Raw genomic sequence first — 18,316 nt, forward strand, 5'->3', positions numbered from 1 at the left:
TGCGACCGTCATGCGTACCGGGAACGAGCCGGTGAACGCGCGCAGCGCCCTGCGCCTGCGGTTCTGGCTGAGCATGTGGGGGCTGCTCTGGGCGGTCTTCGGCACGACCGTCTTCTCCCTGCTGGGGAGCCCCGGCTGGGCGACGGCCTGCGGAGTGCTGTTCCTGATCGTCATGGTCGACCTGACGGTGGTGCTGCACCACATCCACCAGGGCCCGCACTGGCAGCCGGGCCGGAGCATCCCCCCGTACGAACCCGATCACGGCGGCAGGCGCCGCTGACGCCCCGCCCGCGCCCGCTCAGTTCCGGGTGTCGAACCCCGCCGCCTGCAGGTACTCCGGCTTCGGGTCGAGCGCGGCCGCGAGGCGGAAGTGCCGCATGGCCTGGGCCGTCAGCCCGGAGCGCTCGAAGGTGCGGCCCAGCGCGAAATGCGCGAAGGCGTTGTCCGGCTCGCGCTCCAGGACCAGCTCGAACTCCAGCTGCGCCGGACGGAGCTGCGCGGCGGCGAAGAACGCCCGGGCGCGCAGCAGGCGTGCCGCCGTGTTCTCGGGATGGGCGGCGATCACCGAGTCCAGCAGCTTCACGGCCCCACGAGGGTCCCGCGCGGCCAGCAGGTGCTCGGCGGCGCGGAAGTCGATGACGTGCGTTTCCGGGTTCCTGTCGGCCACGATGGAATCCTTCCCCTCGATCCGGTGGTTGAACACCGGACCCGGCGGCCGCATTCCGCCGCTAGGACCTGTCCGCGGGAGCCTCGGCGCGGCGCTCCAACTCGTCCCAGACCTTCCGCACCTGGGGTTCGAGCGCGTCGAGCGGTCCGTCGTTGTCGATCACGAGGTCGGCGACGGCCAGCCGCTGCGCGCGCGTGGCCTGGGCCGCCATCCGGGCCTCGGCCTCGGACGCGACCATGCCGCGGAGCCGTACCAGACGGTCGAGCTGGGTCTCCGGGGACGCGTCGACGACCACGACCAGGTCGTACAGCGGCGCGAGCCCGTTCTCGGTGAGCAGGGGCACGTCGTGGACGACGACGTCCCCGGCGCCCGCGCGGCTCTCCAGCTCCGCCGACCGGGCCCCGACCAGCGGGTGGACGATGGCGTTGAGGGTGGCCAGGCGGTCGGCGTCGGCGAACACGATGGAGCCGAGCTTCGGCCGGTCGAGCGTCCCCTCCGCGGTGAGGACGTCGTCCCCGAAGGCCGCCACGACGGCCGCGAGCCCCGGGGTCCCGGGCTCGACGACCTCGCGCGCGATCCGGTCCGCGTCGATCAGTACGGCTCCGTACGAGACGAGCAGCCGTGACACTTCGCTCTTGCCGGCGCCGATCCCGCCGGTCAGGCCCACCTTCAGCATGAGCGGCAGCTTAGGGCCTGCCCCGGCGGGGCTAGGCGTCGCCCTCCCTCTCCGCGAGGAAGCGCTCGAACTCGCGGCCCAGCTCGTCGGCCGACGGCAGGTCGACCGGCTCGGCGACCAGGCTGCCGCGCGTCTCGGCGCCGGCGGCCGCGTCGTACTGGTGCTCGAGGCCCTGCACGAGCGCGACCAGCTCCTCGTCGCCCTCGCCGATCTGGCGGTCGATCTCGGTCTGGGTGCGGCGGGCCTCGGTCCGCAGGGCGTGGGCGACGCCCGGGAGGACGAGGCCGGTGGCGGCGGTGACGGCCTCCAGGGCGGTCAGGGCCGCGTCCGGGTACGGGGAGCGGGCCACGTAGTGCGGGACGTGGGCGGCGACGCCGAGGGTGTCGTGGCCGGCCTCGGTGAGCCGGTACTCGATGAGGGACTCGGCGCTGCCGGGGACCTGGGCCTCGTCGAAGGGGCTGCGGTGGCCGGGCATGAGGTCGGTGCGGCTGCCGTGCGGGGTGAGGCCGACCGGGCGGGTGTGCGGCACGCCCATGGGGATGCCGTGGAAGTTGACGGAGAGGCGCACGCCGAGACGCTCGACGATCTGCCGGACGGCGACGGCGAACCGCTCCCACTCCACGTCCGGCTCGGGGCCGGAGAGGACGAGGAAGGGCGCGCCGGTGGCGTCCTGCACGAGGCGGACCTCGATGGACGGCGTCTCGTACGCGGTCCAGCGGTCGCGCCGGAAGGTCAGCAGCGGGCGGCGGGCGCGGTAGTCCACGAGCCGGTCGTGGTCGAAGCGGGCCACCAGCTGGTGCGGAAGGGTGTCGAGCAGCCCGTCGATGATCTGCTCACCGGTCTCGCCCGCGTCGATGTAGCCCTCGAAGTGGTACAGCATGACCAGCCCGGCCGACTCCTGCGCCAGGGCCAGGTCGACGACGGCCACGCCCTTCGGGTCCCATTCGTACAAATCCTGGGGATCAAGCACGATTACCGCTCCTCCTCGTGTTCTCTCTGGAAACGCCGGGCGCGGCACGGCCATTCCCAGGTCGCGTGATCTTCTGGGGAAGGAGCGGGGAAACGACCGAGGCCCGCTCCCCCGAAGGGGAACGGGCCTCGATGCGCTAGCGGCTAGCGCTCAGCGGAGAGCCTGTTCAGCTCTGGCCGCCGGCGAGCTTCTCGCGGAGGGCGGCGAGCGCCTCGTCCGACGCCAGGGCGCCGGCGTTGTCGTCCGACTCCGAGGAGTACGAACCGCCCGAGATGCCCGCACCGGCGTTGCCGGCGGCCGGGGCGGCAGCACCCTCGGCAGCGGCGGCCTCGTCGGCCTCGCGGGACTTGATGACCTGAGCCTGGTGCTGCTCGAAGCGAGCCTGCGCCTCGGCGTACTGGGTCTCCCAGGCCTCGCGCTGAGCCTCGTAGCCCTCGAGCCAGTCGTTGGTCTCGGGGTCGAAGCCCTCGGGGTAGATGTAGTTGCCCTGGTCGTCGTAGGACGCGGCCATGCCGTACAGGGTCGGGTCGAACTCGACCGAGGCCGGGTCGGCACCGAAGGACTCGTTGGCCTGCTTCAGCGAGAGGCTGATGCGACGACGCTCGAGGTCGATGTCGATGACCTTGACGAAGATCTCGTCGTTGACCTGGACGACCTGCTCCGGGATCTCCACGTGGCGCTCGGCCAGCTCGGAGATGTGGACCAGACCCTCGATGCCCTCGTCCACGCGGACGAACGCACCGAACGGAACCAGCTTGGTGACCTTACCCGGGACGACCTGGCCGATCTGGTGGGTCCGGGCGAACTGCTGCCACGGGTCCTCCTGCGTCGCCTTCAGCGACAGGGAGACACGCTCGCGGTCCATGTCGACGTCGAGAACCTCGACGGTGACCTCCTGGCCGACCTCGACAACCTCGGACGGGTGGTCGATGTGCTTCCAGGACAGCTCGGAGACGTGGACGAGACCGTCGACGCCACCCAGGTCCACGAAGGCACCGAAGTTGACGATCGAGGAGACGACGCCGGAGCGGACCTGACCCTTCTGGAGGGTCGTGAGGAAGGTCTGGCGAACCTCGGACTGGGTCTGCTCCAGCCAGGCGCGGCGGGACAGGACCACGTTGTTGCGGTTCTTGTCCAGCTCGATGATCTTCGCCTCGAGCTCCTTGCCCACGTAGGGCTGGAGGTCGCGGACGCGACGCATCTCGACCAGGGAGGCCGGGAGGAAGCCGCGGAGGCCGATGTCGAGGATGAGACCACCCTTGACGACCTCGATGACGGTACCGGTGACGATGCCGTCCTCTTCCTTGATCTTCTCGATGGTGCCCCAGGCACGCTCGTACTGGGCGCGCTTCTTCGAGAGGATCAGGCGGCCTTCCTTGTCCTCCTTCTGAAGGACGAGGGCCTCGATCTCGTCGCCGACCTTGACGACCTCGTTCGGGTCGACGTCGTGCTTGATCGAGAGCTCGCGGCTCGGGATGACACCTTCGGTCTTGTAACCGATGTCGAGCAGGACCTCGTCCCGGTCGACCTTCACGATGACGCCGTCGACGATGTCGCCGTCGTTGAAGTACTTGATCGTCTCGTCGATCGCGGCGAGGAAGGCTTCCTCGTTACCGATGTCGTTGACCGCAACCTGCGGGGTGGTGGCGGTGGTCTCGGTGCTGCTCGTCATGTGGGAAAGGGCTCCGGTTACGGACAGAAAGTCGTAGGTACTGCTACGCCGAGAGCCCGTATCGCACCAGGAAGCCGGACAGCCAATGAAGCACCCTTCCGCGAACGGGAGGGAGCCTCGAAAACCGAGGGGACATACAACAGGTACGAGCGCGGCCTGCTCCGTCTGAGGCGCGCAGGCCCGCAGCGCAACCTTTAGCATACGGGGGCGGCCGGACAGGGTCAATGCGCGAAGCGCACACCCAGGGCAGATCTGCTCAATTCCGGCGTGACTCATGGCCCTTGCGCCATCACGGCGGGGGTCCGCCGCACGGCGGCACTGAGCGCAAACTACATCGGCGGGCGAGATGAACCAAGAGTACGGACACGAAGACGCGGTCGACGGGGAGGACGACGGGGCCGAGGCGACCCGGCGTGACGCGGGGGACGCGGAGAGCAGCCGGGCCAGCCGGGGCTGGTGGGACCGGAACGCGGACGAGTACCAGAGCGAGCACGGATCCTTCCTGGGCGACGACCGGTTCGTGTGGGGCCCCGAGGGGCTCGACGAGGCCGAGGCCGGGCTCCTCGGCCCGGCCGCGTCGCTGAAGGGCCTCGACGTCCTGGAGATCGGCGCGGGCGCGGCGCAGTGCTCGCGCTGGCTGGCGGCGCAAGGGGCGCGGCCGGTGGCCCTCGACCTCTCGCACCGGCAGCTCCAGCACGCGCTGCGGATCGGCGGGGAGGTGCCGCTGGTGGAGGCGGACGCGGGGGCGCTGCCCTTCCGCGACGGATCCTTCGACCTGGTGTGCTCGGCGTACGGCGCGGTGCCGTTCGTCGCGGACCCGGTGCGGGTCTTCCGCGAGGTGCGGCGGGTGCTGCGGCCGGGCGGCCGCTGGGTGTTCTCGGTGACGCACCCGATCCGCTGGGCGTTCCCGGACGAGCCGGGGCCGGAGGGCCTCTCGGTCGCCGCCTCGTACTTCGACCGCACCCCGTACGTCGAGCAGGACGAGCAGGGGCGGGCCGTGTACGTGGAGCACCACCGGACCATCGGGGACCGGGTGCGGGACGTGGTGGCCGGCGGCTTCCGGCTCGTGGACCTGGTCGAGCCGGAGTGGCCGGCCTGGAACAACCAGGAGTGGGGCGGCTGGTCCCCACTGCGGGGGAACCTGATCCCGGGGACGGCGATCTTCGTCTGCGAGCGGGACGGCTAGTCGCCTGGCGAAACGGTTGATCGTATTAATGGAGGGCCCTGTGGATAACGGGGCCCTCCTTTTTCTCGGCGCGTACGAGACTGAGTGCGTGATCCGAAACGACGTGCTCGACCGTCTCCCCGTCCGCCATGCCGTCCCCGAGCTGCTCGCCGCGCTCGCGGAGCGCGGCACGGCGGTGCTGTCCGCTCCGCCCGGCACCGGCAAGACGACACTGGTGCCGCTGGCGCTCGCGGGGCTGATAGGGGACGGACCGGTGCGCCGGGTGCTCGTGGCCGAGCCGCGGAGGATGGCGGTGCGGGCGGCGGCCCGGCGGATGGCCTGGCTGCTGGGCGAGGAGGTCGGCGGCGCGGTCGGCTTCTCGGTCCGCGGTGAGCGGCGGACCGGTCCCGGGACCCGGGTCGAGGTGGTGACCACGGGCATCCTGCTCCAGCGGCTCCAGCGCGATCCGGAGCTGGCGGGCGTGGACGTGGTGCTGCTCGACGAGTGCCACGAGCGGCATCTCGACGCGGACACGGCCATGGCCTTTCTGGTGGACGTCCGGGCGACGCTGCGGCCGGAGCTGAAGCTGATCGCGGCCTCCGCGACGAGCGACTCCGGGGCCTGGGCGGAGCTGCTCACGGTCCTGGACGGCAGCGGGCCCGCGCCGATCGTGTGGAGCAAGGGCGAGGGCCACGGGTACGCGGTGAAGTTCGCCGCGCCGCCGTCGGGGATCAGGCCCGCGCACGGCACCTGGGTGGATCCGGCCCTGCTGCGCCACGTGGCGGCGACGGTCCGGCTGGCGCTGGAGCGGCACGAGGGCGACGTCCTGTGCTTCCTCCCGGGGACGGGGGAGATCGCGCGGACGGCGGGGCTGCTCGACGGGGTGGACGCGGAGGTGCTCCAGCTGCACGGGCGGGCTCCCGCCGCCGTGCAGGACGCGGTGCTGAGGGGTGCCGGGCCGGGCGGGCGGCGGCGGGTGGTGCTCTCGACGTCGGTGGCGGAGTCGAGCCTGACGGTTCCGGGGGTGCGGATCGTCGTGGACTCGGGGCTCGCGCGGGAGCCCCGGACGGACCACGCCCGGGGTCTCGGGTCCCTCGCGACGGTGCCGGTGTCGACCGCGGCGGCGACCCAGCGGGCCGGGCGTTCGGGGCGCGAGACGTCCGGGGTGGTCTACCGCTGCTGGGCCGAGGCGGAGGACGGCAACCGGGCCCGGTTCCCCTCGCCCGAGATCAGGATCGCCGACCTGGCGGACTTCGCCCTGCGGGCCGCCTGCTGGGGCGACCCGACGGCGGAGGGGCTCGCGCTGCTCGACCCACCGCCGGCCGGGGCGATGGCGGCGGCCCGTGCGGTGCTCGGGTCGATCGGGGCGGTGGACGGGGACGGCCGGGCCACGGAGCGGGGGGTACGGATGTCCCGGCTCGGGCTGCACCCCCGGCTGGGGCGCGCGCTGCTCGACGGGGCGCCCGAGGTCGGGGTCCGGCGGGCGGCGGAGGTGGTGGCGCTGCTCAGCGAGGAGCCGCCGCGCGAGTACGGGGACGATCTGGCGGCGGCCTGGCGGACGGCCCGTCAGGGCTCCGACGGGTACGGCGCGCGGTGGAGGGCGGAGGCCCGGCGGCTGGAGCGGTCGGCCGGCGAGGTGGTGGGCGGGGGCGCCGCCGCTGCCGAGCGGGAGGGCGAGGACGCCGTGGCCGGTCTGGTGACGGCGCTGGCGTTCCCGGAGCGGGTGGCCAGGGCCCGGGAGCAGGGTGGCTATCTGATGGCGTCGGGGAGCGGGGCGCGGCTGGCCGAGGGTTCCCGGCTGCGGTCCAGCCGGTGGCTGGCCGTGGCGGTGGCGGACCGCACGGTGCGGGACGCCACGGCGCGGGTGCGGCTCGCGGCCGTGGTGGACGAGGCCATGGCGTGCCGGGCTGCGGGGCATCTGCGGAGCACCGGCGAGGAGGTCCGCTGGGAGGACGGGGATGTGGTGGCGCGGTCGGTGGACCGGCTCGGCGCGGTCGAGCTGACGGTCCGTCCCCTGGGTGCCGGGGCCGAGCCCGCTCTCGTGCGGGAGGCGCTGCTCGACGGTCTGCGGCGCGAGGGGCTCGGGCTGCTGCGGTGGCGCCGGGAGGCCGGGGAGCTGCGCGAGCGGCTGGCCTTTCTCCACCGGGAGCTGGGCGGGCCGTGGCCGGACGTGTCGGACGGGGCGCTGGTCGACCGGGCCGGGGAGTGGCTGGAGCCGGAGCTGTCGCGGGCGTCGCGGCGGGCCGACCTGGGGCGGATCGACGCCGGGGAGGCGCTGCGGCGGCTGCTGCCGTGGGCGTCGGGCGAGGCGGTGCGGCTCGACGAGCTGGCTCCTGAGCGGATCGAGGTGCCGAGCGGTTCGCGGATACGGGTGGAGTACGGGGGTGAGCGGCCGGTGCTCGCGGTGAAGCTCCAGGAGATGTTCGGTCTGGCCGAGACGCCCCGGGTGGCCGGGGTCCCGGTGCTCGTCCATCTCCTCTCCCCCGCCGGCCGGCCCGCGGCGGTCACGGCCGACCTGGCGTCCTTCTGGCGGGACGGCTACCGCGCGGTGCGGGCGGAGCTGCGGGGGCGGTATCCGAAGCATCCGTGGCCCGAGGATCCGTCTGCGGCGGTGCCGACCCGGCACACCAGCGCGCGGCTCAGAGGGGAGCGCTGACCGGGGCCGGGGCGGGGGCGGCGGGCGGTTCCGGCTCGGGGCGGCGCGAGCGGGCCTCCAGCCAGAGGGCGAGGGCCAGGAGGGCGAGGGCGAGGAAGGTGAGGCTCCAGGGGACGTAGGAGACGAGCATGAGGACCATGAGGCGGTTGGAGGAGACCATCGCGCCGACGCTTTCGAGGTAGTCCTCGCGCATCTTCACGTGTCCCGCGAAGACGGTGAGGGTGTCCTGTCCCATCAGCTTCCGGGCGTTGCGGAGCTCTTCCTTGTGGATCTCCTCGCCGTTGACGGGGGCTCCCGTGACCGGCTCGATCCAGAACATGCGCTTGGTCGTGTACCAGCGGGTGAGGCCCGAGTCGGCGAGGATCTTGGGGGTGATGCCCTTGACCGGCATGGTCTTGGGCATGGGGACCTCGGTCCAGGGGATGGTCTGCTCGAAGTAGTAGACCTCCATGCCGCGGAAGGTGCGGGTGCCCTTGTAGTGGATGGGGGCCGCGGTGCGGGTCTGGGCGTCGTAGTACTGGTAGTCGCGCTTCTCGGTGAGGAAGGGGAACTTGAACTCGATGCCCTCGCGCCGGACCGGGTCGCCGTCGACGGATTCGCCGGTGGCGTGGACGGGGTCCTGGGTGTGGGCGTCGAAGATGTACCGCTCCGGGACCTTGGAGACCATCTTGCCGTCGGGTCCGGTGACGTAGGCGAGGGCGTCCCAGACGACGACGTCGCGTCCGGCGTCGCGTTCGATGCGCCGCGACTCCTCCACGTTGCCCTTGAGGGTCTGGATGATCGTGATCTTGTCGACCTTCTGGGCCTTGAGGGTGGAGTAGTTGAGGAGGGTCGCGGGTCGCGCCTCCAGAACGGTCTCCTGGTACTGGTTCGCCGGGATCTTCGCGAGGCGCGGGAAGGCGTACCAGCGCAGGGTCGGGGCCAGCGCGGCGCAGAAGACGGCGAGGGCGAGGAGGACGAGGCTGGCTCGGCGGCGCACGGTCGCCCCCCTACTTCTTGGGGCCGGGGTCGGCGGTCAGCAGGGGCTTGGGCGAGGTGGGGCCGTCGGGCGGCAGATCGACCACGGAGAGGAGCAGGACGAAGAGGAGGACTGGGGCGAGTCCGATGGCGGCGGCGACGAGGGCGCGCATGGTCGGCCTCCCGGGATGCGATCTGATAGGGCGTCAGGGCGGGGGCACCGTAGCAACGCGGCCGCGAGATGAGAACACGTTGCACCCGGGCAACGCGAAGCGCCGCCCCTTCGCCCGGTACGGACGGAGGGACGGCGCGGGGGAACGCGGGTGGTGACGCGAGGGGTCAGGCCGAAGGGGAGGTGCTGGGCGAGGGGGTGGCCTCGGGCGTGCCGCTGCCGGAGGGCGTCGGGTCCGGGGTCGGCTCCGGGGTCGACGTCGCGGGTGCGGTGACCGTGAGGTCGATGAAGGTGGTGCCGCCGCCCGGTGCGGTCAGCTGGAGGTAGAAGGTGCCCGCCTCGTCGCCCGCGAGGAGGTCGCCCGACGCGAAGGTGAGCAGTCCGTTCGTACCGGTCTTGAGCGTGACGGTACGGACCGGGGTACCGGCCGCGCTCTTGAAGGACGGGCCTTCGGTGCTCTCCTTGGGGTCCGTCTTCGAGGTGACGATCACCGCGGTGACGAGCACGCCGGGGGCGAGGGCGCCCTTGTCGGTGGCCTTCACCTGGAGCTGCTGGCTGAAGGAGGTTCCGGTCGCGGCCGACAGGGGGTCGCCGGCGACCCGGGTGAGGGTGTCCGCCTGGCGCTCCGTGACGGTCGCGGTGAAGTCGGCCGGGGCGAGGGTCCGGCGCACGACGGTGGCCCGGACGGTGAAGGAGCCCGTCTTCTCGCCGGCCCGGAGGCCGGGAGCGGTGGCGAGGCCGGTCGAGCCGGTGGTGACGGTGGCGGTGGTGCCGCCGCCGGCGAAGCGGGTGTCGGTGGTCCCGGTGATCTCGAAGCGGATGCTCACGCCGGCGACCGGCTTGCCCGCGGCGTCGAGCGCCGCGACCCGGGGGGCTCCCGTGAAGGCGCTGCCGGTGGTCGTGGTCAGCTTCTCGTTGGCCACGATCGCGAGCCGGGAGACCTTGGCGGCCGCCGGGAGGGCGGGCGGCGTCACCGGGGGCTTGGTCGGGACGGTCGGCGGCTTGACCGTCCCGGGGCGGGTCTCCGAGGGCTTCGGCGTCGGGGTGCCCGGCTTCGGCGCCGGAGCGGTCGAGGGCGGCGTGGTGGGGTGGGAGCCGTTGCCCCGGTTGCCGCTGCCCTGGTTGCCCTTGCTCCTGCCGCCGTTGTCGCTGCGGTGGACCGGCAGCACGCCCGTGCCGTCCGGGACCTGGTGGGTGCCGCGCTCGTAGAACGTGACCCAGGACATGACCAGGTTCAGGTACTCCGTCGAGTGGTTGTAGCTGAGGATCGCCCGGTCGAGGTCGGACTTGAGCGCGAGGTCGCGGTCGTTGGCGCAGAGGTAGAGGCCGGCGGCCTGTGCCGCGTCGTAGATGTTGTTCGGGTCCTTCTTCCCGTCGCTGTTGGCGTCCTGGCCCCAGGTGGCCCAGGTGGACGGGATGAACTGCATCGGGCCGACGGCCCGGTCGAGCTTCGTGTCGCCGTCGTAGGCGCCGCCGTCGGTGTCGGTGATCAGGGCGAAGCCCTTGCCGTCGAGGGCGGGGCCGAGGATCCGCGGCGACGCCGTGCCGTTGGCGTCGACCCGGCCGCCGTTCGCCTGGCCGGACTCGACCTTGCCGATGCCGGCGAGCATCTGCCACGACAGGTTGCAGTGGGGGTCGGTCGAGCGTATGGACAGCTCGGCCCGCTTGTAGGCGGAGTAGACGGACGCGGGTATGCCGGCCTCGGCGGGGCCGGGGGTCACCGGCAGATGGGGGCTCGCGCCGGGCTTGTTCGGCGTGTTCAGCGGCGGCAGTTCCGTGTAGTACGGGGAGTTGCCCGTCGCGGAGCCGCCTCCGGGTCCCTTGGACGACGATGCCGTGTCACCGGCGCCGATGGTGCGGTCGCCGCCGGCGTTGTCCGCGGGCGGCTGAAGCATCTCCGGTGCCTGCGAGGCGGCGAGCGCGGCGACCGCCGCGGCCATCACCACACCGGTGGTGGCTCCCTTGCGCAGCCGGTGGCCCATGTGCGCTGCCATGTCCGTCGCCCCTCCCCATCGACGCCGTCCCACGCTCCCCGCGCGAAACCTCTGGCGACCCTATGCCAACTCCGGACCACCGGATACCGGGCCCTGACCGTGTTTCACGGTTTCGTCACCTCTTGGCCGCCTGCCGACCAGGTGAGTCCGGGAACCGACCGGAGCGTCCGTGCCTCTTGCACTCCGGCCGATCACACACGCCGGCCGTCGTCACCGCCCGAACCCTGGGGGAACTCCCGTTGCCGTTCACGCTGAGCCACGCCGCCGCGGTGCTGCCCGCGCTGCGACGGAACGGGACCGCGCGCGGACCGCTGGTCGCGTCCGCGCTCGTCGCCGGGTCCTTCTCGCCCGACATGACCTACTTCGCCGCGACCGCGTTCCCCGGGGCGATGACCTTCGGGGACGTCACCCACTCCGCCCTCGGGATCGTCACGGCGGACGTGCTGATCACCGCCGCGCTCGTGGCCCTGTGGCTGACCGTGCGCGAGCCGCTCGTCGTGCTGCTGCCCGCCCGGTGGCGCGGCCGGGTGTACGGGCTCGTGCGCGGCCGCCCCTGGCGGGAGCGGCACCCGGCCGCGCTCGCCGGATGGTTCTGCCTCTCGGCGGTGTTCGGCGCCACGACCCACGTGGTGTGGGACTCCTTCACCCACCACGACCGCTGGGGCACCCTCGCGGTCCCCTTCCTCAGTGAGATCGTGGCCGGGCTGCCGGGCTATCTCTACGCGCAGTACGGAAGTTCGGCGCTGGCCCTCGGGCTCCTCGGCTGGTGCACGGCACGGTCGCTGCGCACCCCCGTCCCGGGGGTGGAGCTGCCGGCCCGGGTCCGGGTCCCGGGCCGGCGCGGACGGCTCCTCGCCGCCGGGCTGATCGGCGGCTGCGTCCTCGCCGGTGTCGCCCACCGGGTGCTGCGCTGGGCGGCGTACTGGGGCTGGGACCGGATCGAGACGCCCCTCGACGTCATCCCGACGGCCTGCTTCGGCGCCGGCGCGGGGCTCGCCGTCGGGCTCGTGCTGTACGGGACGGGGGCGCGGCTCCTCTGGTCACGGCGGGCGCGGACGGCCCCGGCGACGCCGCTCCCCCGGGATCTCCGCGACCCGGCGCCTCGGCCGGAGCGCTCCCGTCAGGGATCTCGCTGATCCGCTCCGGCGGGGTGAACTCGCGGGCCGCCGCGCCGCCGGAGAGCCTGCGGTGCACGGCGAGGGCGATGCTCTCCAGGGTGCGGACGCCGTAGCGCATGGTGGGGTTGTCGTGGCTCAGGAGGACGATCCGGTAGTCGACGGGGGGACCTTCTGCCGGGGTGGTGCCCTTGTTCGTGTTCGTGTTCGTGTTCGTGTTCGTGTTCGGGTCGGCGCCGGTGTCCCTTTCGGGGTTCGTGCCCGTGCCCGTGTCCGTCGTCGTCGCCGGGCGCACGATGCCGATGCTGTGGACGCGCCAGGCATGGGTCGCCCGGGGCAGCCAGCCGTTCTTGAGATGGACCTTGACCGTGCGGGGTGCCCCCGCCGTGACGCCCCAGGCCTGGGCACGGACGACCTGCCCCATCAGGGACAGGGCCTCGGTGCGGCGCGACACCGCGGCGAGAAGGGCGAGTTGGTCGCGTGCGGTGGTACGGGTGAGGCCCCAGTAGCTGCCGTGCCCGAGGACGGTGTCCTGGGCCCCCGCCTCCCTCAGCACCCTGTTCAGCCGGGCCTTGGACAGCCCGTCCCACAGCGCGGTGGCGGCCTTGTTGTCGGAGCGGGTGATCATCGCCTTCAGTCGCTGCGCCTCCAGCCGGGTGGGCGCGCGGCCGAGTTCCTCCGCCCGTCCGAGGACGGCCTGCATGATCAGGACCTTGGCGATGCTGGCGGAGTCGTACGCGAGGGTGTCGGTGAGCCGGCAGCGCAGCCCCCGCCCGGGGTCGTGCACCGCGAGGGAGACGGTGCTCTCGCGGCCCTTGAGCGCCGCCGCGATGTCCTGGGACAGCCGGGTGGCGAGGTCCGGGTCACGGGACGAGGTGCAGAGTGCGGGCGCCGCGTGTGCGTCGGCGGGGTGGGGCCAGGCGGTGGCCGACGCGCCCAGGAGGGCGCCGAGGAGGGCCCAGGCGCGGAGGCGGGAGCGGCGGATCATGCCCCCAGTCTCCGGAGCCGGGGAGCCTGGGCGCCCCCTTACTGGTCCACCTGGCGCACATCGCCGCGCCCCGTGTGGGCAATCGTCCCGCAGGGCAAGGGGGTCCCCCCTGCTCGAGCGGCACGATTGCCCACAACGGGGGGTCAGTGGGCTGCCGAGTCCCAGTTCGGGCCTACGCCCACCGAGACGTCCAGGGGGGCGCGGAGGTCGGCGGCGGCGGACATCTGCTCGCGGACGAGGGCTTCGACCTGCTCGCGCTCGCCGGGGGCGAGTTCGAGGACGATTTCGTCGTGGACCTGGAGGAGCATCCGGGAGGAGAGGCCCGCCCCGGTGAGCGCCCGGTCGACGTTCAGCATGGCGACCTTGACGATGTCCGCGGCCGTGCCCTGGATGGGGGCGTTGAGCGCCATGCGTTCGGCGGCCTCGCGGCGCTGGCGGTTGTCGCTGTTGAGGTCCGGGAGGTAGCGGCGGCGGCCCAGCATCGTCTCGGTGTACCCCGTGGCGCGGGCCTCGTCGACGATGCGCCGCAGGTAGTCCCGCACCCCGCCGAAGCGCTCGAAGTAGGTGTCCATCAGGCCGCGGGCCTCGCCCGGGTCGATGCTGAGCTGCTGCGCGAGGCCGAACGCCGACAGGCCGTAGGCCAGGCCGTACGACATGGCCTTGATCTTGCGGCGCATCTCCGCGTCGACGGCGGACCGCTCGACGCCGAAGACCTGGGAGGCGACGGTGGTGTGCAGGTCCTCGCCGGAGGCGAAGGCCTCGATGAGGCCCTCGTCCTCGGAGAGGTGGGCCATGACGCGCAGCTCGATCTGGCTGTAGTCGGCGGTCATGAGGGCCTCGAAGCCCTCGCCGACGACGAAGCCGTGCCGGATGGCGCGGCCCTCGTCCGTCCGCACCGGCACGTTCTGCAGGTTCGGGTCGGTCGAGGAGAGGCGGCCGGTCGCGGCCACCGTCTGGCTGAAGGTGGTGTGGATGCGGCCGTCCGCCGCGACCGTCTTGATCAGGCCCTCGACCGTGGAGCGCAGGCGGGCCTGCTCGCGGTGGCGGAGCATGATCACCGGGAGTTCGTGCTCGGTCTGGCCGGCCAGCCACTGGAGCGCGTCGGCGTCCGTCGTGTATCCGGTCTTGGTCTTCTTGGTCTTCGGCAGGTTCAGCTCGCCGAAGAAGACCTCCTGGAGCTGCTTGGGCGAGCCGAGGTTGAACTCGTGGCCGACGGAGGCGTGGGCCTCCTTCACGGCCTGCTGCACGGCACCGGCGAACTGCTGCTCCATGGCCTCCAGGTGGTCGCGGTCGGCGGCGATGCCGTGCCGCTCCAGGCGGGCGAGGAGGACGGAGGTGGGGAGCTCGACCTCGTGGAGGAGCTCGCGGGCGCCGACCTCGGCGAGCCGCTCCTCGAAGGCCTCGCCGAGGTCGAGGACGGCCCGCGCCTGGCTCATGAGGGCCTCGGCCTCGGCGGTGTCGTCGGCGCCGAAGGCGAGCTGGCCGTCGGCGGCGGCCGCCGGGGCGAGCTCGCGGCCGAGGTACTCGACGGTGAGGGCGTCGAGGGCGAAGGAGCGCCGGCCGGGCTTGACCAGGTAGGCGGCGAGGGCGGTGTCCATGGTGACGCCCGCGATGGACCAGCCGTGCTCGGGGAAGACCCGCATGGCGCCCTTGGCGTTGTGCATGGTCTTCGGCCGGTCGGGGTCGGAGATCCACGCGGCCCAGGCCTGCTCGTCGGCCTCGTCGAGGGTGCTGGGGTCGAACCAGGCGGCGGCTCCCCCGGCGGCGGCGAGGGCGATCTCGGCGACGTTCCCGGTGCCGAGGGACCAGCTGTCGACGGTGGCGATGCCGAGGGGTTCGGTGCCGTGCTCGGCGAGCCAGGGCGCGAGCTCGCCGGCGCCGAGGACGGTGAAGTCGAGCTCGACGCCCGCGGCGGGGGCCGGGGCGGCCTCCTCGGCGGAGCCCGGGTCGACGGCGAGGAGCCGCTCGCGCAGCGAGGGGTTGCGGATCTCCAGGGTGTCGAGGACGAGGGCGACGGCCGCGCGGTCGTACGGCTCGCGGGCGAGCTCCGTGACGGTCTTCGGCAGCTCGACGTCCCGGACCATCTCGGTCAGGCGGCGGTTGAGCTTGACCGACTCCAGGTGGTCGCGGAAGTTCTGCCCGGCCTTGCCCTTGACCTCCTCGGCGCGCTCGACGAGCTCGGCGAAGGAGCCGAACTGGGTGATCCACTTGGCCGCGGTCTTCTCGCCGACGCCGGGGATGCCCGGCAGGTTGTCGGACGGGTCGCCGCGCAGGGCCGCGAAGTCGGGGTACTGCGAGGGGCTCAGGCCGTACTTCTCCTGGACCTTCTCCGGGGTGAAGCGGGTGAGCTCGGAGACGCCCTTGGTGGGGTAGAGCACGGTGGTGTGGTCGGTGACGAGCTGGAAGGAGTCCCGGTCGCCGGTGACGATGAGGACCTCGAAGCCCTCGGCCTCGGCCTGGGTGGCGAGGGTGGCGATGACGTCGTCGGCCTCGAAGCCGTCGACGGCGAAGCGCGGCGCGTGCATCGCGTCGAGGAGCTCGCCGATCAGCTCGACCTGCCCCTTGAACTCGTCGGGGGTCTTCGAGCGGTTCGCCTTGTACTCCGGGAACTCCTCGGAGCGCCAGGTCTTGCGGGACACGTCGAACGCGACCGCGAAGTGGGTGGGCGCCTCGTCGCGGAGCGTGTTCGCCAGCATCGAGGCGAATCCGTAGATCGCGTTCGTCGGCTGTCCGGTCGCGGTGGTGAAGTTCTCCGCGGGCAGCGCGAAGAACGCCCGGTACGCGAGCGAGTGCCCGTCCATGAGGAGCAGGCGGGGGCGGGTGTCTGCGGGGTTCTTCGATGCTGTCTCTGCCACGGGACGATCCTGCCACGGCCCACTGACAATCCCGTCCACACCGGTCGGGGTGCCGGGCTGTCGGTGCCGCGTGACAGGATCGAAGGCGTACGCCACAGGATTACCGCTCAAGGGAGAGCGCGATGGTCAGCAAGCCGCCGGCCGGTGACCCGGTCCAGGACGCACCGCAGGTCACGCCGCCGCAGCATGCCGCAGCCGGCCTGCCCGCCATCGGGCACACCCTGCGGATCGCGCAGGAGCAGATGGGTCTGGCGCGCACCGCGCGGACCCTGCTCAAGGTCAATCAGAAGGACGGCTTCGACTGTCCCGGCTGCGCCTGGCCGGAGGGTGACAAGCGGCATGTGGCCGAGTTCTGCGAGAACGGCGCGAAGGCGGTCGCCGAGGAGGCGACGCTGCGCCGGGTGACCCCGGAGTTCTTCGCCGCGCACCCGGTGGCGGACCTGGCGACCCGCAGCGGGTACTGGCTGGGCCAGCAGGGCCGGATCACGCAGCCGATGCTCCTGCCGGAGGGCGGCGAGCGGTACGAGCCGGTGAGCTGGGAGCGGGCCTTCGCGATCATCGCGGAGGAGCTGCGGGCCCTGGGCTCGCCCGACGAGGCTCTCTTCTACACCTCGGGGCGGACGAGCAACGAGGCGGCGTTCCTGCTCCAGCTCTTCGCCCGCGAGTTCGGCACGAACAACCTGCCGGACTGTTCCAACATGTGCCACGAGTCCTCGGGCTCGGCGCTGACGGAGACCATAGGCATAGGCAAGGGCAGTGTCTCCCTGGAGGACCTGCACCGGGCGGACCTGATCATCGTGGCCGGGCAGAACCCGGGCACGAACCACCCGCGCATGCTCTCGGCCCTGGAGAAGGCGAAGGCGGCCGGCGCGCGGATCATCTCGGTGAACCCGCTGCCGGAGGCGGGCCTGGAGCGCTTCAAGAACCCGCAGACCCCGCAGGGCATGCTCAGGGGCGCGGCGCTCACGGACCTCTTCCTGCAGATCCGGATCGGCGGCGACCAGGCCCTCTTCCGGCTCCTCAACAAGCTGGTCCTGGAGACGGCCGGGGCGGTCGACGAGGAGTTCGTACGCGAACACACCCACGGGTACGAGGAGTTCGCTGCGGCGGCGCGGACGGCCGACTGGGACGAGACGCTCGCCGCGACCGGTCTGAAGCGGTCCGAGATCGAGCGGGCCCTGGAGATGGTGCTCGCCTCGGAGCGGACGATCGTCTGCTGGGCGATGGGCCTCACCCAGCACAAGCACTCGGTGCCGACCATCCGCGAAGTGGTCAACTTCCTGCTGCTGCGGGGGAACATCGGCCGTCCGGGCGCCGGCGTGTGCCCGGTGCGCGGCCATTCGAACGTGCAGGGCGACCGCACGATGGGCATCTTCGAGCGCCCCGCGCCCGCCTTCCTCGACGCCCTGGACAAGGAGTTCGGGATCGTCTCGCCGCGCCACCACGGCTTCGACGTGGTGCGCTCGATCCAGGCGCTGCGCGACGGCGAGGCGAAGGTGTTCTTCGCGATGGGCGGCAACTTCGTGGGGGCGACGCCCGACACGGAGGTGACGGAGGCGGCGATGCGGAACGCGCGGCTGACCGTGCACGTGTCGACGAAGCTGAACCGCTCGCACGCGGTGACGGGCACGCGCGCGCTGATCCTGCCGACGCTCGGCCGCACCGACAAGGACGTGCAGAAGAGCGGCCGGCAGTTCGTGACGGTCGAGGACTCGATGAGCCTGGTGCACGCCTCCCGGGGCAACCTGCCGCCGGCGAGCCCGCACCTGCTGTCCGAGCCGGCGATCGTGGCGCGGATGGCCCGGGCCGTCCTCGGCGACGCGTCGGCCACGCCCTGGGAGGAGTTCGAGGCGGACTACGCCCGGATCCGCGACCGCATCGCGCGCGTGGTGCCCGGTTTCCAGGACTTCAACGCCCGCCTCGCGGCGAACCCGGGCGGCTTCGCCCTGCCGCACGGCCCGCGCGACGAGCGCCGCTTCCCCACGAAGACCGGCAAGGCCAACTTCACGGCCGCCCCCGTCGAGTACCCGAGGGTGCCCGAGGGCCGCCTGCTGCTGCAGACACTGCGCTCGCACGACCAGTACAACACCACGATCTACGGCCTCGACGACCGCTACCGGGGGATCAAGGGCGGCCGCCGGGTCGTGCTCGTGCACCCCGAGGACGCGGCGGCCTTCGGCCTCGCGGACGGGGCGTACGCGGATCTGGTCAGCGAGTGGACGGACGGCACCGAGCGGCGGGCGCCCGGCTTCCGGGTGGTGCACTACCCGACGTCCCGGGGGTGCGCGGCGGCCTACTACCCGGAGACGAACGTGCTGGTGCCGCTGGAGTCGACGGCGGACATCAGCAACACCCCCGCCAGCAAGTCCGTGATCGTGCGTCTGGAACAATCGCAGTCCGCCTAAGCGTTTGCTCAGGCGACGAGAGAG

General features: G+C 72.6%; 13 protein-coding genes and 1 pseudogene. 5 read left to right on the forward strand and 9 right to left on the reverse strand.

The genetic code is table 11. The features are described from left to right. Positions 1–10 precede the first annotated feature (10 nt). On the forward strand, positions 11–280 hold the full coding sequence (locus tag ACFYUS_RS20175; protein WP_388853517.1) for a DUF6343 family protein: 270 nt from the start codon (positions 11–13) through the stop codon (positions 278–280). A gap of 18 nt (positions 281–298) precedes the next feature. Here the strand turns inward: ACFYUS_RS20175 and ACFYUS_RS20180 are convergent, their stop codons facing one another. The 4 genes from ACFYUS_RS20180 to rpsA form a co-directional block, all read right to left on the reverse strand. After that, positions 299–667 (reverse strand): tetratricopeptide repeat protein, encoded by a 369-nt coding sequence (locus ACFYUS_RS20180; RefSeq protein WP_388853520.1) that lies wholly within the window; start codon positions 665–667, stop codon positions 299–301. Positions 668–728: 61 nt separating this feature from the next. After that, entirely contained in the window at positions 729–1,343 is a 615-nt protein-coding gene (coaE, locus tag ACFYUS_RS20185; protein WP_388853523.1) for a dephospho-CoA kinase, read from the reverse strand. A 31-nt stretch (positions 1,344–1,374) separates the two neighbouring features. Then, a complete protein-coding gene (locus ACFYUS_RS20190) occupies positions 1,375–2,313 on the reverse strand; it encodes a PAC2 family protein (protein WP_388853525.1) in 939 nt (312 codons plus the stop codon). Positions 2,314–2,479: 166 nt separating this feature from the next. Beyond that, on the reverse strand, positions 2,480–3,985 hold the full coding sequence (rpsA, locus tag ACFYUS_RS20195; RefSeq protein WP_388853528.1) for a 30S ribosomal protein S1: 1,506 nt from the start codon (positions 3,983–3,985) through the stop codon (positions 2,480–2,482). A 346-nt stretch (positions 3,986–4,331) separates the two neighbouring features. On the opposite strand from rpsA, the gene ACFYUS_RS20200 reads away from it, so the two are divergent. Together ACFYUS_RS20200 and hrpB are read left to right on the forward strand one after the other, a co-directional pair. After that, a complete protein-coding gene (locus tag ACFYUS_RS20200) occupies positions 4,332–5,171 on the forward strand; it encodes a class I SAM-dependent methyltransferase (protein WP_388853531.1) in 840 nt (279 codons plus the stop codon). An 88-nt stretch (positions 5,172–5,259) separates the two neighbouring features. Then, positions 5,260–7,806 (forward strand): ATP-dependent helicase HrpB, encoded by a 2,547-nt coding sequence (hrpB, locus tag ACFYUS_RS20205; RefSeq protein WP_388853534.1) that lies wholly within the window; start codon positions 5,260–5,262, stop codon positions 7,804–7,806. Here hrpB and ACFYUS_RS20210 read toward each other — a convergent pair. The 3 genes from ACFYUS_RS20210 to ACFYUS_RS20220 form a co-directional block, all read right to left on the reverse strand. Next, complete coding sequence (locus ACFYUS_RS20210) at positions 7,790–8,785, reverse strand: DUF3068 domain-containing protein (RefSeq protein ID WP_388853537.1); 996 nt, start codon at positions 8,783–8,785, stop codon at positions 7,790–7,792. The genes hrpB and ACFYUS_RS20210 overlap by 17 nt on opposite strands. A gap of 10 nt (positions 8,786–8,795) precedes the next feature. Then, positions 8,796–8,936: an SPW_0924 family protein gene (locus ACFYUS_RS20215; protein WP_107072740.1), complete on the reverse strand. Its 141-nt coding sequence runs from the start codon at positions 8,934–8,936 to the stop codon at positions 8,796–8,798. Positions 8,937–9,102: 166 nt separating this feature from the next. Further along, the gene (locus tag ACFYUS_RS20220; protein ID WP_388853540.1) at positions 9,103–10,929 is read right to left on the reverse strand and encodes a lytic transglycosylase domain-containing protein; all 1,827 of its coding nucleotides are present in this window, start codon (positions 10,927–10,929) and stop codon (positions 9,103–9,105) included. A gap of 239 nt (positions 10,930–11,168) precedes the next feature. Here ACFYUS_RS20220 and ACFYUS_RS20225 point away from each other — a divergent pair, with 239 nt between their 5' ends. Continuing rightward, positions 11,169–12,065: a DUF4184 family protein gene (locus ACFYUS_RS20225; protein ID WP_388853543.1), complete on the forward strand. Its 897-nt coding sequence runs from the start codon at positions 11,169–11,171 to the stop codon at positions 12,063–12,065. 277 nt (positions 12,066–12,342) lie between these two features. Here ACFYUS_RS20225 and ACFYUS_RS20230 read toward each other — a convergent pair. Both ACFYUS_RS20230 and polA read right to left on the reverse strand, forming a co-directional pair. Continuing rightward, a pseudogene (locus ACFYUS_RS20230) lies at positions 12,343–13,032 on the reverse strand (serine hydrolase); the annotation flags it as partial. A gap of 143 nt (positions 13,033–13,175) precedes the next feature. Further along, positions 13,176–15,887 carry a DNA polymerase I gene (gene polA, locus ACFYUS_RS20235; RefSeq protein ID WP_388853546.1) on the reverse strand — a complete coding sequence of 904 codons (2,712 nt, stop codon included), beginning with the start codon at positions 15,885–15,887 and terminating at the stop codon, positions 13,176–13,178. Between the two features lie 122 nt (positions 15,888–16,009). Here polA and ACFYUS_RS20240 point away from each other — a divergent pair, with 122 nt between their 5' ends. Continuing rightward, positions 16,010–18,292, forward strand: a complete 2,283-nt coding sequence (locus ACFYUS_RS20240; protein WP_388853549.1) for an FdhF/YdeP family oxidoreductase — start codon at positions 16,010–16,012, stop codon at positions 18,290–18,292. Positions 18,293–18,316: the final 24 nt, after the last annotated feature.

Origin of the sequence: Streptomyces sp. NPDC004284 (assembly GCF_042874035.1) — a bacterium.
In the GTDB taxonomy this organism is placed as follows: Bacteria; Actinomycetota; Actinomycetes; order Streptomycetales; family Streptomycetaceae; genus Streptomyces.